The following is a 17,875-nucleotide window of genomic DNA, read 5'->3' as shown; positions in this document are numbered from 1 at the left end:
CCGCAACGACCGCGAGACCCATGCCATGCCCATTTACACACTCGGCACCCGTCGCCCGCAGCTCGACCCACAATGCTGGGTCGCCCCAACGGCGATCATCATCGGTGACGTCCGTCTGGCCAGGAACGCCTCGATCTGGTGGAACGCCACGCTGCGCGGCGACAACGACCCGATCAGCATCGGCGAAAACAGCAACATTCAAGACAACTCGGTGCTGCACACCGACGAAGGCGTGCCGCTCGACATTGGCCGCAACGTCACCGTCGGCCATCTGGTCATGCTGCACGGCTGCACCATCGGCGACGGCTCGCTGATCGGCATCGGCTCGGTGCTGCTCAACCATTCGGTGATCGGCAAGGGCTGCATTGTCGGCGCCAAAACGCTGATTCCCGAAGGCAAGGTCTTTCCGGACCACTCCCTGATCGTCGGCTCGCCGGGCAAGGTGGTTCGCCAGCTGAGCGCCGAACAGGTGGAACGGATCAGCCACAGCGCCGAGCACTATGTTGCCAACTGGCAGCGCTACCAGGGCGAACTGCAAGGCTTGTAGCAGGCAGGCGCTAAGTCGGCAGAGTCACCGCCGCGACGGTCGGGGCGAGGACAGCGCAGCGCGCCCGGGTTCAATGCGCGAAGCGTTGTCGACAGCTCATTGCCGCAGCTCCAGGTAATCGTCGACTGGCCGCCGACCCGAAACGATCGCCGACCGCCGGGCAAGACCCATGCGAAACAGCATCACCGGAGCGGCGCCACCGAGCAGCTCCTTCCAGGCGTCGGCCAGGTCTCGCTGCAAGGTCGCGGGAATTCCCTCGGCCCGCGCTCCGCGGCAGGTGTAAAGGGCTGCCGCCGGCATCGGTTGCAGGACTCGCCCGTGTCCGGTCGCCGCCAACCACAGCCGCTGGAACGATCGTCCGCTGTCGAAAATCGACTGACTGTCGTCCGCATCACTGACCGCCAGAAGGCCCAGATGCGGTGCCATACGACAGGGGAGGTAGCAGGAGCGGAAGCCAAGCATCTGATGCGCCCCGAAGAGGTTCAGCACACGGGCCAGCGACCAATGGCGCAGGAGAGCGAAGAAGGGCTGCAGCGGTGCCTCGACACCCAGGCTGCCTGGTGGCAATCCTTCCAGGCAGTTATTGCGCCAGCCGACGTCAAAGCGGATCGCCGAAAAAAGCTCCTCGTGCAACACCGGGTTGCGGAAACGTTCGCTTTCCGCACGGCGCATCAGGCCAAGCACGCGCTTGCGCAGCGCCGCTTCGTCGAGCCACATCAGCTTGCTGGTCGGGTAAGCGGCGACAGCCGAATCGAGGTCGGCGTGTTCGGCAGCGTTCATTGCTGGACCACTGAAGCGGACCTGCCGGTTGGTATGGCGCTCGGGAATGCTTTTCCAAAGCGGATCCGGCGCCACGCCGCGCGCGTTGACGACAACGCGCAGGAGAAGATTGGCTTGCGCGGGGTCCGGCAACAGGAGCGCGTCGCCAGCCAGGCCAAATCGGCTCAGCGCAAGGTTCAGATTCTCGGCCACGGCGCCGAGCGAGACCAGCGCGAGAACTCGCTTGTAGCTGCCCACGGGCGGCAGGCGAGTCTCGATGCCACGGATCGCGATCACCTGATCACGAACCTGAATACGGAAACGGTGGTGGTTGTCCGCCGACGGCGCGAGGAGCGCGCTCTGGAGAACGAAGCGCAGCCGCTCCTGACTCAGCTTGTCCATGTCAATCCAGTTTGAGTTGGTGGCGAGCGATGGCGATCGCCAGGCGATTGATCGGATTACGGTTGCCGCCCGGTCGCCAGGTACGGGCCAGCTTGTTGCGATAACCGTCGAACTGTACGCCATGCGGAGCGGCCAGTACCCTGCCCCGGTCGAGCAGAAGCTTCAAGGCTTCGCTGCCGGCAACCCCGGCACACAGCATGCACGCCATTGGCGTCGACGGACCGCGGCGAGACTTCAGGTCGACGCGTGTCTGATCGACCAGGTAATGGCGATGCAGCAAGGCCGGTGCAAGACCGACGAGAAAACGTACTGCCTTCTCCAGATCGGGGCGGCCGGCAACCTGAAAATAATCTTCAAAAGTCATGCCGCCGGGCAGGAAATTGAGCAGCGCCGCACTCATCCCGAGTGGCGCGACGGTGATCGCAGGAATCCTGTGTTCGGCGCAATAGGCAAAAACGCGCTCACGTGCTTCAAAGGCAAAGAAATCGAGGCCGTCGACATAAAGATCGACGCCCTGGAAAAACTCGTCCAGGTTGTCCTTGCTCACTCCGTCAGGGAAGAGTGCCAGCTGGCATTCCGGGTTGATGTCCCTGGCCATCTCGGCGAGAACCTCAACCTTTGCCCGGCCCACGGTTGCCTGGCTCGCTCCGGCCTGACGATTGAAGTTGGCGACTTCGAAAACGTCGAGATCGGCGATGGTGAAGTGGCCAATGCCCAGCCGCGCCAGGGTGAGAAGATGAAAGCCCCCGACTCCGCCCAGGCCGGCAATGGCGACGCGCGCCTGGCGTAGGCGTGACTGTTCCGCATCGCGAACCCAGCCAAGGTTGCGCGAAAACGCCTGGTCGTAGTCGAAAGCTTGCACGATGAACCCTCTCCAATTAGTATCAGCGCCTAAACGGTATCTGCCGGCCTTGCCAAAACGGTGCAACATGACCGCCTAAGCACTTGATCAAATGCAACTTCTCGGCAATAGCCCGTGGCCCAGGTGGCGGCGCACTGCAGCAAGTCGGGCGGCACTCCCCTCCAACTCGTTTTTTGAACATTACAGGCAAAGAACTCTCGGTGCCAATAGCCAGCCTGATTGCGGATGTGCGCCTCGCCATTCGCAACCTGCAACGCAATACCCGGCGGACGGCAGTCGCCGTGTGCACGGTTGCCTTTGGCATCATGGCTTTTCTGCTCGCTGGCGGATTCATCGAGTACATTTTCCAGGAGATGCGCGAGGCGACGATTCATTCGCAACTCGGTCACCTGCAGGTCGTCCGCCCGGACTATTTTGAAAAGGGAATCGCCGATCCCTACGCCTTCCTGCTCCCCGGGCACTCGCCGGCGCAGCAAGTGGTCGAGAAGACACCCGGCTTCGCCAGCCTGGCCCCGCGCCTTGCCCTGAGTGGACTGCTCAGCCACGGCGACGCGACCATCGCCTTCATTGGCGATGGCGTCGACCCCGAACATGAAAAACGGCTGAGCAGCGGTATCGCCATCGTCAGTGGCCGCGACCTGGCATCGGCCACGGAATCCGCCGTCGTTCTCGGCGAAGGCCTGGCACGCAGTATGGGCCTGCAACCAGGCGATGTCGTCGTGCTGCTGGCCACCGCGGCCAACGGCGGCGCCAATGCCGTCGAGGTCAGCGTCGCCGGAACCTTTGCCACCATGTACAAGGATTACGACGACCGGGCCCTGCGCCTGCCGCTAGCGGTCGCCAGAAAGCTGATGCGTGTCGACGGCGCGACGTCGTGGGTCGTGCTGCTCGACAGGACCGAGCAGACCGCCGCGGCCGCCAGCCACCTGAACGACACCCTCAAGCGCGACGACTTCCAGATCGTGCCGTGGACAGAGCTGGCCGATTTCTACAACAAGACCGTGGTCCTCTTCTCCAAGCAGGTGAGCGTCGTCAAGTACATCATCGGCCTGCTCATTGTGCTCACCATCTCGAATACCCAGACCATGGGCGTTCTCGAGCGCACCACCGAAATCGGCACCAGCCTGGCCATCGGCCAGCGCGCCCGCCACATCATGGGGATGTTCATCTTCGAAGGCATCCTCGTCGGCCTCCTCGGCGGCGTCCTCGGCGTCGCCCTGGGCTATGGTCTGGCACAGCTGATCTCGGCCATCGGCATCCCCATGCCGCCGCCACCGGGGATGGCGCGAGGGTATATAGGGCGAATTCTGGTCAGCGGCAATCTGGCTCGGGACGCGTTCCTGCTGGCCTTGATCGCCACCCTGCTGGCCAGCATCATGCCCGCCTGGAAGGCCAGCCGAATGAACATCGTAGACGCGCTGCGGCATAACCAATGAAGCTGCGCCTGCCCGACGGATGGACCTTTGTCCTGCGCAACATCTTTCGCCAGCGCCTGCGCTCGGCGGCAACGCTGGCGGCGATCACCCTGGGCGTCGCCGGGCTGATTCTCGCCGGCGGCTTCGTGCAGGACATCTTCGTGCAACTGGGCGAAGCGCTGATTCACTCGCAGACGGGGCACCTGCAGATTTCCCGTCAGGGCTATCGCGAGGGCGGCATCCGCGCTCCCGAACGCTATCTCATCGAACGGCCCGAACAACTGCAGCAGGAAATCCTCGCCCAACCGGGAGCCGAAATGGTCCTCGCCCGGCTGGCATTCGCCGGCATGATCAACAACGGCAAACGGGATCTCGGCATCATCGGCGAAGGCGTCGAGCCGTCGGCGGAGGCAGTCCTCGGCAGCTTCCTGCGCTATATCGAGGGTCGGCCACTCGCCGACAGCGACCTGGACGGGATCGTCCTCGGGCAGGGTGTCGCGCGAAGCCTCGGGCTGAAAGCAGGCGACCGCGCAAATCTGATCATCAGCCTGCCACAGGGCGCCGTCAACACGCTCGACTTCGAAGTCGTCGGCATCTTTCAGAGCTTCTCCAAGGAGTTCGACGCACGCGCCGTGCGCATTCCGCTGGCGGCGGCGCGCAGCCTCATGGATACGCAATCGGCACACCTGATGGTGGTCCTGCTGAGCCGGACCGAAGACACCGAGCGCGCCCAGGCTTCGCTGCGGGAGAAACTGGGCCCGCACGGCTACGAAATCGCGTCGTGGCACGAACTGTCCGACTTCTACGACAAGACGCTGGAACTCTACGATCGGCAGTTCGGCGTGCTGCGCCTGATCATCCTGCTGATGGTCCTGCTCAGCGTGGTCAACAGCGTCAACATGACCATCTTCGAACGTACACGGGAGTTCGGCACCATGCTGGCGCTGGGCGATCGCCCGGGACAGGTGTTCCGCCTGATCCTTGCCGAAAGCGCCTTGATCGGCCTGATCGGCGCACTCCTCGGGATCGGTTTCGGCTGTGTTTGCGCCTGGCTGATTTCGGCGATCGGCATCCCGATGCCCCCCCCACCGAACGCCAACATCGGCTACACGGCGTTGATTCGCCTGCTTCCGGTCGATGTCGTCACGGCCGGCGCCGTGGGCTTCGTGGCCACCTGTCTGGCCGCCTTGCTCCCAGCGCGGCGGGCATCGCGGGTACTGATCGTCGACGCCTTGCGCCAGGGCACCTGAGCCCCTGCCAGACCGATCCCGGCTTCTCGTTTGCGACGAGCGCCGGAACGAATGAACGGGCAGCATAGGCTGCCCGTTCATTCACCCGCACACCACGTCGTCTGTCACGCCCCCGCAGGAACGCCCTTAGCCCTTGGCCGCCGCGCGCCACCGCGCCCGGCAGCGAGCAGTCCAATGGCCAGTACCAGCAACGGGAGAGTTCCCGGGAGCGGCACTGCGGCGTGGTAGGTTGCCGCCGCCATCAGTTGGTGAACCTCGGTGGTCGGATGGATCGGATCCCAGAAGACATAGCCCGCCGGATTGGCAACCTGCCCGAATCCGGGAATGAAGGCTGGCGTCGTGGCGTTGGTGAACCCGAATGCCGACGGATTCGCCTCTACCGATTTGAGCAAGCCGAACATATCAACCGGAAAGAGCTGCATCTGCAGGGTGGGATCGGCCATCAAGCCGGTGAGCAGTGCGTCGAGCTGCGTATTGAACGCGACGGTGAGGAACGCCAGGAGCGGCTGGGTGCCCGCTGGAAGCGTTGGCCCGTAGCCGTTGAAGAACGGCGCAGTGCTGGCGTCGATCTGATTCGGCACGACCACGCGCTGCGCGCCGTTGGCGTCAAGCTTGCGCAGCTCGAGTTCGAATTCGGAGAGGGTGGCCGCCACGGCAGCCAGGCCGCTGGCAACGCTACCCGTCAGGGTTGCCTGCAGGAGGTTCTGCGCGCCGCCCCAGAAAAGGACCATCTGGTCAGGCGAAAAGCGATTGCCGGCGCTTGCCGCCAGGAAGTCGTCGATCTGCTTGCCGGTATTCGAAACCGGTTGTACCTGCCCCGGAACGGCGATCGAATTCCGTAGCCGCGTTCCCGGACCGATCGCTGAACCCGCATACGCATAGCCTGTTCCACCCGTGCCCTGCTGACTTGCCTCGGCGCGCGGAACGTTCATCGCATCGGCCAGGTAGTCCACCCAGATTGGACCGTTGGACATTCTGCCCGCGTAATAGGGCGGCGTGGGTGGATCGGGAGTCAGTCCCAGGGCAATACTGTCGGCATAGACGTTGCCAACGTCGGAAAGGCTGTCGCCAAAAACGACGATCTGTCCGGCCCACACCCACGACGGGAAAAAAGCCACGATGACGATGGCCAGAAAGGATCTTAGAGTGCTCATCTTCGGTCTCCAGAGTGTCAAGCAAGCGGACAAAAGTACTACCGGAAGAGTCCGGCGGGAACGGAGCAGCCCCCTGAATTCACCGCCTCCCTGCCAGAACCTTCCTGCACACGCCAGGAAGGACGATTGGTGAGTCACCGACGCACTTCTGTCTTGAAAGCAAGTTTCACACCACGATATGCTATACACATTAAATCAGCCCGCTAGAAAACGCAGAAGGTGGCCGGCGGACGAGAGTGTAAAGAATTCCGACAGACCCCCGCCCTCCAGCAGCCGTGCCGGCGAGATCTTTCGGAGTGACGCGGGCAGCGCTCCGCTCGAGCGCGGATCGAGCCCGCGCGATCAGGCCGGGTCGGGACGACCGCCTGCCGATCGACCGCTGCTGCTGCCCGCCGCCGGCAGGCTCAGCACCACCCGCAACCCGCCCAGCGGCGAATCGGCCAGGCTCAGTTCGCCCGCGTAGAGTTGCGCCAGGTCGTCGGCGATCGACAGGCCCAGGCCAGAACCCGGCACCTGCTGGTCGGCGCGCACACCGCGGCGGAATACCGCATCGCGATCGCTGGTGGCGATTCCCTGGCCGTCGTCGTCGATGGTGATCCGCAGGCGGTCGCCGGTCGCACAGGCAGCGACCTCGACACGGCTGCGCGCCCACTTGCAGGCGTTGTCGAGCAGGTTGCCAAGGATTTCCTGCAGATCCTGCTCTTCGCCGCGAAATGCCAGGCTATCGGCAAAGGGACGCAGAAGCAGTTCGAGCTGGCGCTCCGCGTGTATCCGGCGCATCGTGCGCAGCAGTGCTTCGAGGCTTGCTCGCAGCGGCGTGCGGGCGCCGGGAAGGCAGCGTTTGGCCGCCACCTGCGCCCGCGCCAGGTGATAGTCGACCTGGCGCTTGGCCGTGTCGACCTGGCCGACGATCAGGCGGGCAAGTTCGTCGTGCTTGCCACTGGCGGCGTTGGCGAGGACGCTCAGCGGCGTTTTCAGCGCATGCGCGAGATTTCCCGCCTGCGTGCGGGCGCGCTCGACGACCTCGGCGTTCTGTGCCAGAACGGTATTGAACTCGTCGACCAGGGGAGCGATCTCGGCCGGAAATCGACCTTCGAGACGCTGCGCGTCGCCATCGCGAACGCGACCGAGGGCGGCGCGCAGCGTGCGCAACGGCGCCAGCCCGACGATCACCTGGACCAGGGCAGCGACGACCAGACCCGCCGCGAGAATGCCGAGTGCCAGCCACAGCGCGCCATCGAATCTGCTCACCGGTTCGCGCATCAGTTGCTCGTCGGCAGCGACGATCAGGCGAAAGGCGCGTGCAGTGCGCCTGCCGGCATCGCTTCCCTCCGTTCCGCCGCTCCCTTCTTCGACGCGGATAACGCGTTCGACCATGCCGAGCATGCTGCCGCCCGGACCGCTCAGGCGGTGCTGATGAATCTCGCCGTCTGCCGGCGCATCGGGCGGCACGGCAAGAACGCTGTCCCAAAGCGAGCGCGAACGCAGCCGGCCGGCAAGCGTAGTGCGCGCCGACGCAGAGTCGACCTCGGCCGGCAGCTCGTCGACCTGCCAGTAGAGTCCGCTGTACGGCAGGCTCAGGCGCGGATCGCTCAAGGGCATCGCCAGCGTCGCCTGCCCCTTGCCGTCGACCGCCAGCTGGGCGGTCAACTGGTCGAGATGCGTTTTCAGCTCGGCGTGAAACTGCGTCGCCACGTGTTCGCGAAAAAGGCTGCTCAATCCCCAGGCGGCGACGGCGATCGACGCGGCGATCCAGAAAAGCGTCCCGGCGAGGAGGCGGATGCGCAGCGAGCCGCGGGCGAAAAGAGCGAAGCGCGGCGCGGCGGGCAAGCTCATGCACCGGCACTCAGGCGATAGCCGAGGCCGCGTACCGTTTCGATCAGCCCTGGCGGCAATTTCTTGCGCAGGCGGGCGATGAAGACCTCGACGGTATTCGAGTCGCGATCGAAGTCCTGCGCGTAGATGTGCTCGACCAGGTCGCTGCGCGAGACCACCGCGTCGCGATGGTGGATCAGATAGGCCAGGACGCGGTACTCGTGGCTGGTCAGCGTCAGGGCCTGGCCATTGACGGTCGCCCGGGCGTTACGCGTATCGAGCGTCAGCGGACCGCAGACCAGTTCGGCGCTGGCGTGTCCGCCGGCACGGCGGATCAGCGCGCGCAGGCGGGCGAGCAGCTCTTCCATGTGGAACGGCTTGGTCAGGTAGTCGTCGGCACCGGCGTCGATGCCGGCGACCTTTTCGTGCCAGCCGTCGCGCGCGGTCAGGATCAGCACCGGCATGGCGCGGCCGGCGGAACGCCATTTCCGGAGCACGCTGATACCGTCGAGCTGCGGCAGGCCGAGGTCGAGAACGACGGCGTCGTACGAGCCGCTGTCGCCGAGGTGGTGGGCGTCGACGCCGTTGCTTGCGGAATCGACCGCGTAGCCGGCCGCGCGCAGCGCGTCGGACAGTTGCGTCTGCAGCAGAGGTTCGTCTTCGACGATCAGGATGCGCATCAGTGCTGCTCCCCGCGTTGCTCCCCGCCCGCCTCGCCACGGCGCTCGCCCTGCCTGTGATCCTTGCGCCCCTTGACGCCGATAATGCTGCCGTCACGAGCGTCGACCCTGAGCTTGACCAGCGCTCCGCCGCTGCGCAGCAGCTTGATCTCGTACTCCCAGCGGCCGTCCTCGCGTTCGAGTTCGACCTCGACGATCTGCCCCGGATAAGCGCGCTCGACGCGTTCGAGGATCGCTCGTAGCGGCAGCACCTCACCGGCTTCGAGCGCCTGGCGCGCGCGGTCGTGGTCAGCACCGTGGCCGTCGCCGGAACCGCCGGCACTACCGGGACTGGCACTGGCCATCAGCGCCGTGGCAAGGGCAAGCAAAGCGTTCTTCAAGCGGCTCATCTCCAGAGTGTAACGGGAGCAAGGACTTTCCGGGCTGACCCTCGCTCGCCACGGCGGCCTGCAGTGGACCTCCTTTCTACGCCGTTGCAGCTGAACGCAGGATGAACACGCGCTTCAGCCTTCGTTCAGAGGGCGCCAGGCAAAGTGGCGCCATGTCAAACCGAAGCGAAAGGGAACGAGCATGAAACGGCACGCACAGAGGCACCCGAGAACGAAGCTCCTGGCAGCGACGTTGGCAGTCCTGGTCAGCACAACCGCGTTCGCCGCGGCACGCGACGATCTGCTTGCCGCCTATTCAGCGGCAGCGAAGAGCGGCGACCCCCATTTTGCCGGTTTCTCGGCAGCTCGCGGCGAAGCTTTCCATCGCCAGTCGTTTGCCGGCGGCAAGGCCGATACCCCGGCGTGCACCAGCTGCCACGCAAACGACCCGCGCAAATCCGGCCAGACTCCGGCCGGAAAAGCGATCGACCCGGTAGCGCTGTCGGCCAGCCCCGGCCGCTATGCCGACCCGGCCAAGGTCGAGAAATGGTTCAAGCGCAACTGCAACGACGTGCTTGGCCGTCAGTGTACGGCGCAGGAAAAAGGCGACTGGCTGAGCTTCATGATCAGTCAGTAAGCACGCACCCGCCGACACTTGCACCAATGCATGCACCGCACCAGCCATCCCAAGGAGAAACCGATGAATCTGCCCTATCGCCCCATCGCGCTCGGCCTGCTGGCGATCGCCTTTTCAGCGCTCGTCTTCCAGCGCGCGCAGGCCGGTGGCAGCCACTACTTCCCGCCGGTCAGCGACCCGGTGGTCAAGGAAGAATGCGGCAGCTGCCACCTCGCCTTTCCGCCGTCGATGCTTCCGGCCAGTTCGTGGCAGCGAATGATGGGCGAACTCAAGGACCATTTCGGCGACGACGCCAGCGTCGATCCCGTGACCGCCGCACAGATCACCCACTACCTGGTGAGCAACGCCGGCGATACCGGCGGCCGGCGCTACGGCGACAAGCTGCTGCGCGGGGCCTCGACGAACAAGGCGCCGCTACGCATCACCGAGCTCAAGCGTTGGGTCAAGGAACACCGCGAAGTTCCCGCCTGGGAGTGGCAACACAAGGAGGTGCGCAGCAAGGCCAACTGCCTTGCCTGCCACGCCGGCGCGGAACGCGGCTACTACGACGACTAGGCACTGAACGTTGGGCGCTGGGCCTTGCTCTTCGGCAACAGCAGATGAACAGCCGACTCAGCGGACGTTCAGAAAACACCTTGCACACTTGCCCCGCGGTCATTTCCTTGAACCCCCGACCGCTCAACAGGAGATCGCCACCATGAGCTTGAAAAACTTCCTTCCCGCGCTGATCATAGGCGTCGTTCTCGGCGCCGCCAGCGCTTTCATCACACCTGCCTTCAGCGACGACAAGCGTCCACCGGCCGCCGCTTCCACTGCCGACCGGCAGTGGCTGTCGATTCCGCAAATTGTCGACAAACTCGAGGCGGCCGGCTACCGCAACATCGAGGAGATCGAACGCGAGCACGGCAAGTACGAAGTGCGCGCCACCCGCCGCGATGGCACGCGCAGCAAGCTGTACGTTCATCCGCAGACCGGCGAAGTCATGGACTCTCGCCAGGGTGAGCGCCAGCGCGCGAGCGACGAACGTGGCGAACGCAGGAGCGGCTCGGCCGACTGCAACGAAAGGCGTTGCCGCGACGACCTGCCGCAGGCCGCCGTCGGCGCGCTCCCGCCTGCCGGCAAATGACCTCGAGTTTTCATTCGCCGGCCACCGCGCCCGCTGTCGAAGACTCCCCTGCCTGATCCACTGACGGAATGATGCGCCAACCATGAAAACCGCTCTCACTCTGATCATCACCCTCGTCACCGCGGCCTGGGGCTGGGATGTACTCGTCACCGGCACGCCGTCCGGCGGCGCCCCGCTGTGGGTCCTGCGCCAGGAAGCGCTCTACCTCACCGGCCTGCTCGCGATCGCCTTGATGTCGGTGGCGATGTTTCTCGCCACCCGCCCGACATGGCTCGAAGCCCCGCTGGGCGGCATGGACCGCGTCTATCGCACGCACAAATGGGCAGGGATCCTGGCCTGCGCTTTCGCCGCCGCGCACTGGCTGATCGAGATGTCGAGCGACATCCTGAAGGCACTCGTCGGCCGTGAGGGACGCGTGCCGAAGGAGAACTACGGCGGCTTTCTGGAAGTGCTGCGCGATCTCGCCGAAGACCTCGGCGAATGGGCGATCTACGCGCTTCTGGCGATGCTGGCGATCACGCTGTGGCAGCGTTTCCCGTACCGGATGTGGCGATTCCTGCACCGGGCGATGCCCTTGCTCTACCTGATGCTCGCCTTCCATGCGCTGTTGCTGGCCCCGACAGACTACTGGACGCAGCCGGTCGGTACGCTCCTCGCGCTGCTCATCGCCGGCGGCGTCCACGGCAGCGTGCTCGCGCTGGCCGGGCGCATCGGTCGTTCGCGACAGGTGTGCGGAAGCGTCGTTGCGCTCGACCACCCGGCAGGTGACCTGCTCGCCGTTCGCTGCCGCCTGGACGCCGGCTGGCCGGGGCATCGGCCCGGCCAGTTCGCCTTCGTCGGCTTCGACGACGGCGAAGGGCAGCACCCGTTCACGATCGCCAGCGCCGACCGTGGCGACCGCGAGATCACTTTCCAGATCAAGGCTCTTGGCGACTACACGCGCCAGCTCGCGCGACGCCTGGCCGTCGGCCAGCCGCTGCGCGTCGAAGGACCGTACGGACGCTTCGACATCGCCCGCCAGCAGCGTGGCGCGCAGCAGATCTGGGTCGCCGGCGGCATCGGCATCACGCCTTTCCTGGCCTGGCTGGAAGCGCTGCAAGGCAGGGCCGCCGACGTGCCGACCGCCGATCTGCACTACTGCACGCGCGATCGCGACGGTGATCCTTTCGTCGCCCGACTGGAGGCGCTCTCCGATCGACTGCCCTCGATCCGCCTCCATGTCCATGACGCCAGGCAGGGTCAGCAACTCGGCGCCGACGAACTGGCCGCGAGACACGATCGCGCGCGCCCGGCCGAGGTCTGGTTTTGCGGCCCGCAGGGACTCGCCGACAGCCTGCGCGACCGCCTGCACGAGCTGTGGCAGAGCCGCCTGCGCTTCCATCAGGAGGCGTTCGTCATGCGCTAGGGTGGTGCGGCAGGCAGGGTGGAAGCAACCACTGCCCGCCCACCAGTCATTGCGAGGAGGCGCAGGCTCGCCTGCCTTCGCGCGAACACCTTGGCAAGCGCCCCTCCCTGCACCATAACTCGCACCAGCACGCGCCGGCGTGCCCCGAACTTGTGCGCCGCATCATTTTGCGCCCGGCGACGCCAGAATAAACTTCAGGAAAATCAACCGTCGCCGCCTATGGCACGCCAATTGCTTTAATGCCTCCATAGAGACGTTTCGAATGGAGTTGCGAAAATGAGCAAGAAGAGGCTGGTGATGGTCGGCAACGGCATGGCGGGCGTGCGCACGCTCGAGGAGCTGCTGAAGATCGCCCCCGATCACTACGAGATCACCGTTTTCGGCAGCGAGCCGCACCCGAACTACAACCGCATCCTGCTCTCGCCGGTGCTCGCCGGCGAGATGACCATCCAGGACATCATCCTCAACGATCACCAGTGGTACGCCGAGAACGGCATCCGGCTGCATCTGGGCAAGACGGTGAAGCGCATCGACCGCGTCAAGCGCCGGGTGATCGCCGACGACGGCAGCGAGGAAGGCTACGACCGCCTGCTGCTGGCAACCGGCTCCAACCCGTTCATGCTGCCGGTTCCCGGCAACGACCTGCCCGGGGTGATCTCGTACCGCGACATCGCCGACACCGACGCCATGATCGACGCCGCCAAACGCTACAGCCACGCGGTGGTGATCGGCGGCGGCCTGCTCGGCCTGGAAGCGGCGAACGGGCTGAAGCTGCGCGGCATGGACGTGACCGTGGTGCATCTTGCCGACTGGCTGCTCGAACGCCAGCTCGACGAGACCGCCGGCAGGATGCTGCAGAAGTCGCTCGAAGAGCGCGGCCTGAAATTCCTGCTCGGGAAGCAGACCGAGGCACTGGTCGCCGGCGAGAGCGGCCGCGTCGCCGCCATCCGCCTCAAGGACGGCCTGCAGCTGCCGGCCGATCTGGTTGTCATGGCGGTCGGCATCCGCCCGAACATTGCCCTTGCCGAGGCGGCAGGGATTTATTGCAATCGCGGCATCGTCGTCAATGACACCATGCAGACCTACGATCCCAAGGTGTACGCGGTCGGCGAATGCGTCGCCCACCGCGGCATCGCCTACGGACTCGTCGCGCCGCTCTTCGAGCAGGGCAAGGTCGCCGCCAACCATCTTGGCGACTACGGCATCAGCCGCTACACCGGCTCGGTGACCTCGACCAAGCTCAAGGTGACCGGCATCGATCTCTTCTCGGCCGGCGACTTCTTCGGCGGCAAGGACAGCGAGGAAATCATCCTCAACGACGCCGCCGGCGGCGTGTACAAGAAGCTGGTGATCCAGGACAACAAGCTGGTCGGCGGCGTGCTCTACGGCGACACCGCCGACGGGCCCTGGTACTACCAGCTGCTGCGCGACGGCCAGGACATTCACGAGATCCGCGACCATCTGCTCTTCGGCCAGTCGCACGTCGGCGACGTCGGCCACCAGGGCCACAGCAAGGCGGCGGCGATGAGCGACAGCGCCGAGGTCTGCGGCTGCAACGGCGTCAGCAAGGGGACGATCGTCAAGTCGATCAAGGAAAACGGCCTGTTCACGCTCGACGACATCAAGAAGCACACCAAGGCTGCGTCGTCTTGCGGCTCGTGTGCCGGCCTCTGCGAGCAGATTCTCTCGGCGACGATCGGTGGCGCCTACACGCCGGCAGCGTCGAACCGCAAGCCGGTCTGCGGCTGCACCGACTTCTCGCATCAGGAGGTGCGTGACGCGATTCGCCAGCAGCCGCTGCTGAGCATCGGCGAAACGATGCGCTTCCTCGAATGGACGACGCCCGACGGCTGCGACAAGTGCCGCCCGGCGCTCAACTACTACCTGATCTCGACCTGGCCGAAGCAGGCGAAGGACGATCCGCGCTCGCGGCTGATCAACGAACGCGCGCACGCCAATATCCAGAAGGACGGCACCTACTCGGTGGTACCGCGCATGTGGGGCGGACTGACCACTGCCGCCGAACTGCGCCGCATCGCCGACGTCGCCGACAAGTACCAGGTGCCGACGATCAAGGTCACCGGCGGCCAGCGCATCGACCTGCTCGGAATCAGGAAGGACGACCTGCTCGGCGTCTGGAAAGACCTCGACATGCCCTCCGGGCACGCCTACGGCAAGTCGATCCGCACGGTCAAGACCTGCGTTGGTGCCGAGCACTGCCGCTTCGGCACCCAGCTGGCGATGGACATGGGCGTCAAGCTCGAAAAGATGCTCTTCGACATGTACTCGCCGCACAAGGTCAAGCTCGCCGTTTCCGGCTGCCCGCGCAACTGTGCCGAAGCCGGCATCAAGGACGTCGGCGTGATCGGCGTCGATTCGGGCTACGAGCTGTACGTCGGCGGCAACGGCGGCATCAAGACCGAAGTTGCGCAGTTCTTCGTCAAGGTCAGCAACGACGAAGAGGTGATGGAGTACGCCGGCGCCTTCCTGCAGCTCTACCGCGAAGAGGCCTTCTATCTCGAGCGCACCTGCCATTACCTCGAACGCGTCGGCCTCGACCACGCCAAGAGCCGGGTCGTCGACGACGAGGAAAACCGCAAGGCGCTGCACGGCCGCCTGCTCGCCGAACTCAAGGACGCCAAGGACCCCTGGGCCGAGCGCATCGCCGGCGTCGAGAAGAACGAATACGAAACGCTTTCGGTATAGAGCCGGAAGAACTGGAGAACAGCAATGGCTGAATGGAAATCGATTTGCAAGCTCGACGACATACCGCGCCTCGGCAGTCGCATCGTCAGGTCAATGAATGGCGACATCGCGCTCTTTCGCACGTCGTCGGACGAGGTCTTCGCGCTGCGTGACCGCTGCCCGCACAAGGGCGGGCCACTGTCGCAGGGGCTGGTGCACGGCAACCAGGTGACCTGCCCGCTGCATGGCTGGAGGTTGCGCCTTGATTCCGGAGAGGCCGTCGCCCCCGACCAGGGATGCTCCCGCCGTTACCCGATCCGCATCGAAAGCGGTACGGTGTTTCTCGATATCTGAAATAGCGGCAACCTGAACTCTCACCCCCACCGACGGACTACGACCATGGACAACTCGTTCTGGAAAGCCGGCCACCGGCCAACGCTCATCGCCTCCTTCCTCTACTTCGACCTGGCCTTCATGGTCTGGGTCATGCTCGGCCCGCTCGGCGTGCAGATCGCCGGCGACCTAGGCTTGACACACGCCCAGAAAGGAATGATGGTCGCCACGCCGGTGCTCGCCGGCGCCCTGCTGCGTATCGTCATGGGCCTGATGGTCGACCACCTGAAGCCGAAACTCACCGGCGCCATCGGCCAGCTGGTGGTGATGGTCTCCCTGTTCGTCGCCTGGTACGTGGGCGTGCAGACCTACGAACAGACGCTGATCCTCGGCATCTTCCTCGGTGTCGCCGGCGCGTCGTTCGCCGTCGCCCTGCCGCTCGCCTCGCGCTGGTATCCGCCCGAACATCAGGGAACGGCGCTGGGTATCGCCGGAGCCGGCAACTCGGGCACGGCACTGGCGGCGCTGATCGCGCCGAGCCTGGCCATCGCCTACGGCTGGACCAACGTCTTCGGCCTGGCGCTGATTCCCCTGCTCGTGGTCTTCGTCTTCTACATGGTCGCCGCCAAGGATTCGCCCGAGTGCCCGCCGCCGAAGTCGCTGGCCGAGTACCTGAAAGTCCTCAAGGACAGCGACGCCTGGTGGTTCATGTTCTTCTACTCGGTCACCTTCGGCGGTTTCGTCGGCCTCGCCTCGTCGCTGACCATCTACTTCAACATCCAGTACGGACTCGACGCCAAGACCGCCGGCTTCTTCACCGCCGCCTGTGTCTTCGCCGGTTCGCTGGTACGACCCATCGGCGGCAACGTCGCCGACCGCATCGGCGGCATCAAGAGCCTGTCGGTGATGTACGTCTTCGCCGCGATCTTCCTGGCCATCGTCAGTATCGGCCTGCCTGAAGCGTGGATGGCGTTGCTCGCCTTCGTCGGCGCCATGCTGGCACTGGGCATGGGCAACGGCGCAGTCTTCCAGCTGGTGCCGCAGCGCTTCCGCAAGGAGATCGGTGTGATGACCGGGCTGGTCGGCATGGCCGGCGGCGTCGGTGGCTTCTACCTGGCATCGTCGCTCGGCTACGCCAAGCAGCTCACCGGCAGCTATCAGATCGGCTTCCTGATCTTCGCCGCACTGGCCCTGCTCGCGCTGGCCGGGCTGAGCGCCGTCAAGAACCGCTGGCGGACGACCTGGGGTGCGGCGCACCTGACGGCAGCGAAGATCTGAGGGCGGCAACGACGACGGCACGGTCTGGCTCGGTCTGCAGGCGGTAAGCGAAGGACTCGCGGCGGCAATCGCTGACCGCATCGGGGCGACCTGCGAACGCCTTGCTCCTTTCAGCAAACCGGCGCGGCAAGGTATATTGCCACCTTGCCGCGCCGTTCCCGCTCCCGCCGCCCTGCTTTCAAGCCGGCCAGCGTCGACGGCCGGCAGGCCCGTCGGCGCGTCGAACATCTGCCGCTGGCGACTCGAACAACGCCTTGATGAAGCCGTAGAAACCCATTGCCATGAGTACACGCAGCGACAGCCAGGAAGAAATCAGCGGGCAGGTCGATCGCCCGCCGCGATTCAGTATCGCGCTGGTCAATTACAAGTCCTTGGAAATGACTTCGATCTGCCTGGATTTACTGCAAAAAGCGGTCGACGTTTCCGAAATTCCGGTATGGGTCGTCGATAACGATTCCAACGACGCCAGCCTGGATTACCTGAGGTCGATCGACTGGATCAAGCTGATTGAAAGAAAACCACCCGGCGAGGAAGTCGGCTTTCTGGCGCACGGCCGCGCGCTGGACATGATCCTCGAAAAGGTGAGCACCGAGTATCTCCTGCTATTGCATACCGACACTTTCATCTATGACCCGGCCATTATCGACATCATGCTGGAGAAATTCTCTGCCGACGACAGGGTCGCCGCCGTTGGCTGCATGGAACCGGTGTTGCGCAAGCTGCCACACACCGTCTGGCGGACTGCGACGCGAGGAACGAAGTATTACTTCAGGCGGCTGAAGATAGCGCTTGGCTTGAAAACCAGGCCACCGACCCTGTATTACGAGGTTTACTTCAAGAGTTTCTGCGCCCTGTGGAACGTGAACATCATCAAGAGCCACGGCATGAGCTTCTCGATGGGAGAGAAAATTCCCGGTTACGAGATGCAGGACGCGCTGCCCAGGCTGGGTTACAGATTCGTCAAGATCGCGCCTCGCGAGATGTTCAGATACCTGGACCACATCGACAAGGGAACGGCGTCGGCCAAGGACGGGATCAGGCTGAAACGCGGAAAAATCCGCAAATATCAAGACGTCGTCAGGAAAAACCTGGCGAATCGCTGATTTCATCCAGCGCGAGCCTCGTGCTCGGTGCACGATAGAGGGCGCCGGGCGAGGCT

Annotated in this window: 17 protein-coding genes; 11 read left to right on the top strand and 6 right to left on the bottom strand. The window is 64.7% G+C overall.

All coding sequences use genetic code 11. The features are described 5' to 3' along the window. The first annotated feature begins 25 nt into the window (after positions 1-25). Complete coding sequence (locus QZ613_RS03400; RefSeq protein WP_043563627.1) at positions 26-547, top strand: gamma carbonic anhydrase family protein; 522 nt, start codon at positions 26-28, stop codon at positions 545-547. 96 nt (positions 548-643) lie between these two features. On the opposite strand, the gene QZ613_RS03395 is transcribed toward QZ613_RS03400, so the two are convergent. Together QZ613_RS03395 and QZ613_RS03390 are read right to left on the bottom strand one after the other, a co-directional pair. Further along, entirely contained in the window at positions 644-1,708 is a 1,065-nt protein-coding gene (locus QZ613_RS03395) for a hypothetical protein (protein WP_043563629.1), read from the bottom strand. Between the two features lies 1 nt (position 1,709). Next, positions 1,710-2,573 (bottom strand): ThiF family adenylyltransferase, encoded by an 864-nt coding sequence (locus tag QZ613_RS03390; RefSeq protein ID WP_291864851.1) that lies wholly within the window; start codon positions 2,571-2,573, stop codon positions 1,710-1,712. Positions 2,574-2,770: 197 nt separating this feature from the next. Between QZ613_RS03390 and QZ613_RS03385 the strand changes: the two genes are divergently transcribed. Beyond that, positions 2,771-4,006 (top strand): FtsX-like permease family protein, encoded by a 1,236-nt coding sequence (locus QZ613_RS03385; protein ID WP_043563883.1) that lies wholly within the window; start codon positions 2,771-2,773, stop codon positions 4,004-4,006. Further along, positions 4,003-5,235, top strand: a complete 1,233-nt coding sequence (locus QZ613_RS03380) for an ABC transporter permease (protein ID WP_043563631.1) — start codon at positions 4,003-4,005, stop codon at positions 5,233-5,235. The genes QZ613_RS03385 and QZ613_RS03380 overlap by 4 nt, the downstream gene beginning before the upstream one ends. Before the next feature lie 104 nt (positions 5,236-5,339). On the opposite strand, the gene QZ613_RS03375 is transcribed toward QZ613_RS03380, so the two are convergent. The 4 genes from QZ613_RS03375 to QZ613_RS03360 form a co-directional block, all read right to left on the bottom strand. Then, a complete protein-coding gene (locus QZ613_RS03375) occupies positions 5,340-6,389 on the bottom strand; it encodes an SGNH/GDSL hydrolase family protein (RefSeq protein ID WP_291981508.1) in 1,050 nt (349 codons plus the stop codon). Positions 6,390-6,731: 342 nt separating this feature from the next. Next, entirely contained in the window at positions 6,732-8,225 is a 1,494-nt protein-coding gene (locus tag QZ613_RS03370; protein ID WP_043563634.1) for an ATP-binding protein, read from the bottom strand. Beyond that, positions 8,222-8,884 (bottom strand): response regulator transcription factor, encoded by a 663-nt coding sequence (locus QZ613_RS03365; protein ID WP_291864780.1) that lies wholly within the window; start codon positions 8,882-8,884, stop codon positions 8,222-8,224. Before QZ613_RS03365 ends, QZ613_RS03370 begins: the two co-directional genes overlap by 4 nt. After that, positions 8,884-9,228: a PepSY domain-containing protein gene (locus QZ613_RS03360; RefSeq protein WP_291864854.1), complete on the bottom strand. Its 345-nt coding sequence runs from the start codon at positions 9,226-9,228 to the stop codon at positions 8,884-8,886. The genes QZ613_RS03365 and QZ613_RS03360 overlap by 1 nt, the downstream gene beginning before the upstream one ends. A gap of 226 nt (positions 9,229-9,454) precedes the next feature. On the opposite strand from QZ613_RS03360, the gene QZ613_RS03355 reads away from it, so the two are divergent. From QZ613_RS03355 to QZ613_RS03320, 8 genes are all read left to right on the top strand, one after another. Further along, positions 9,455-9,889, top strand: coding sequence for a DUF1924 domain-containing protein (locus tag QZ613_RS03355; RefSeq protein WP_291864783.1), 435 nt, complete (start codon positions 9,455-9,457; stop codon positions 9,887-9,889). A gap of 63 nt (positions 9,890-9,952) precedes the next feature. Continuing rightward, the gene (locus tag QZ613_RS03350) at positions 9,953-10,444 is read left to right on the top strand and encodes a diheme cytochrome c (RefSeq protein ID WP_043563640.1); all 492 of its coding nucleotides are present in this window, start codon (positions 9,953-9,955) and stop codon (positions 10,442-10,444) included. 142 nt (positions 10,445-10,586) lie between these two features. Further along, positions 10,587-11,015, top strand: coding sequence for a PepSY domain-containing protein (locus QZ613_RS03345; RefSeq protein ID WP_291864787.1), 429 nt, complete (start codon positions 10,587-10,589; stop codon positions 11,013-11,015). Positions 11,016-11,097: 82 nt separating this feature from the next. After that, complete coding sequence (locus QZ613_RS03340) at positions 11,098-12,420, top strand: ferric reductase-like transmembrane domain-containing protein (protein WP_291864790.1); 1,323 nt, start codon at positions 11,098-11,100, stop codon at positions 12,418-12,420. A gap of 276 nt (positions 12,421-12,696) precedes the next feature. Beyond that, a complete protein-coding gene (nirB, locus tag QZ613_RS03335; RefSeq protein ID WP_291981506.1) occupies positions 12,697-15,126 on the top strand; it encodes a nitrite reductase large subunit NirB in 2,430 nt (809 codons plus the stop codon). A gap of 24 nt (positions 15,127-15,150) precedes the next feature. Next, positions 15,151-15,459 carry a nitrite reductase small subunit NirD gene (gene nirD / locus QZ613_RS03330; RefSeq protein WP_043563648.1) on the top strand — a complete coding sequence of 103 codons (309 nt, stop codon included), beginning with the start codon at positions 15,151-15,153 and terminating at the stop codon, positions 15,457-15,459. Between the two features lie 45 nt (positions 15,460-15,504). Then, on the top strand, positions 15,505-16,716 hold the full coding sequence (locus QZ613_RS03325; RefSeq protein WP_291864800.1) for a nitrate/nitrite transporter: 1,212 nt from the start codon (positions 15,505-15,507) through the stop codon (positions 16,714-16,716). 281 nt (positions 16,717-16,997) lie between these two features. Then, a complete protein-coding gene (locus QZ613_RS03320; protein ID WP_291981504.1) occupies positions 16,998-17,819 on the top strand; it encodes a glycosyltransferase in 822 nt (273 codons plus the stop codon). The last annotated feature ends 56 nt before the right edge of the window (positions 17,820-17,875 follow it).

The sequence above is a fragment of the Candidatus Accumulibacter sp. ACC005 genome (assembly GCF_907163215.1).
GTDB classification, from domain to species: Bacteria; Pseudomonadota; Gammaproteobacteria; order Burkholderiales; family Rhodocyclaceae; genus Accumulibacter; species Accumulibacter regalis.
Note: the sequence above shows the minus strand (reverse complement) of the source record. Positions and strands in the feature narration are given on the sequence as shown.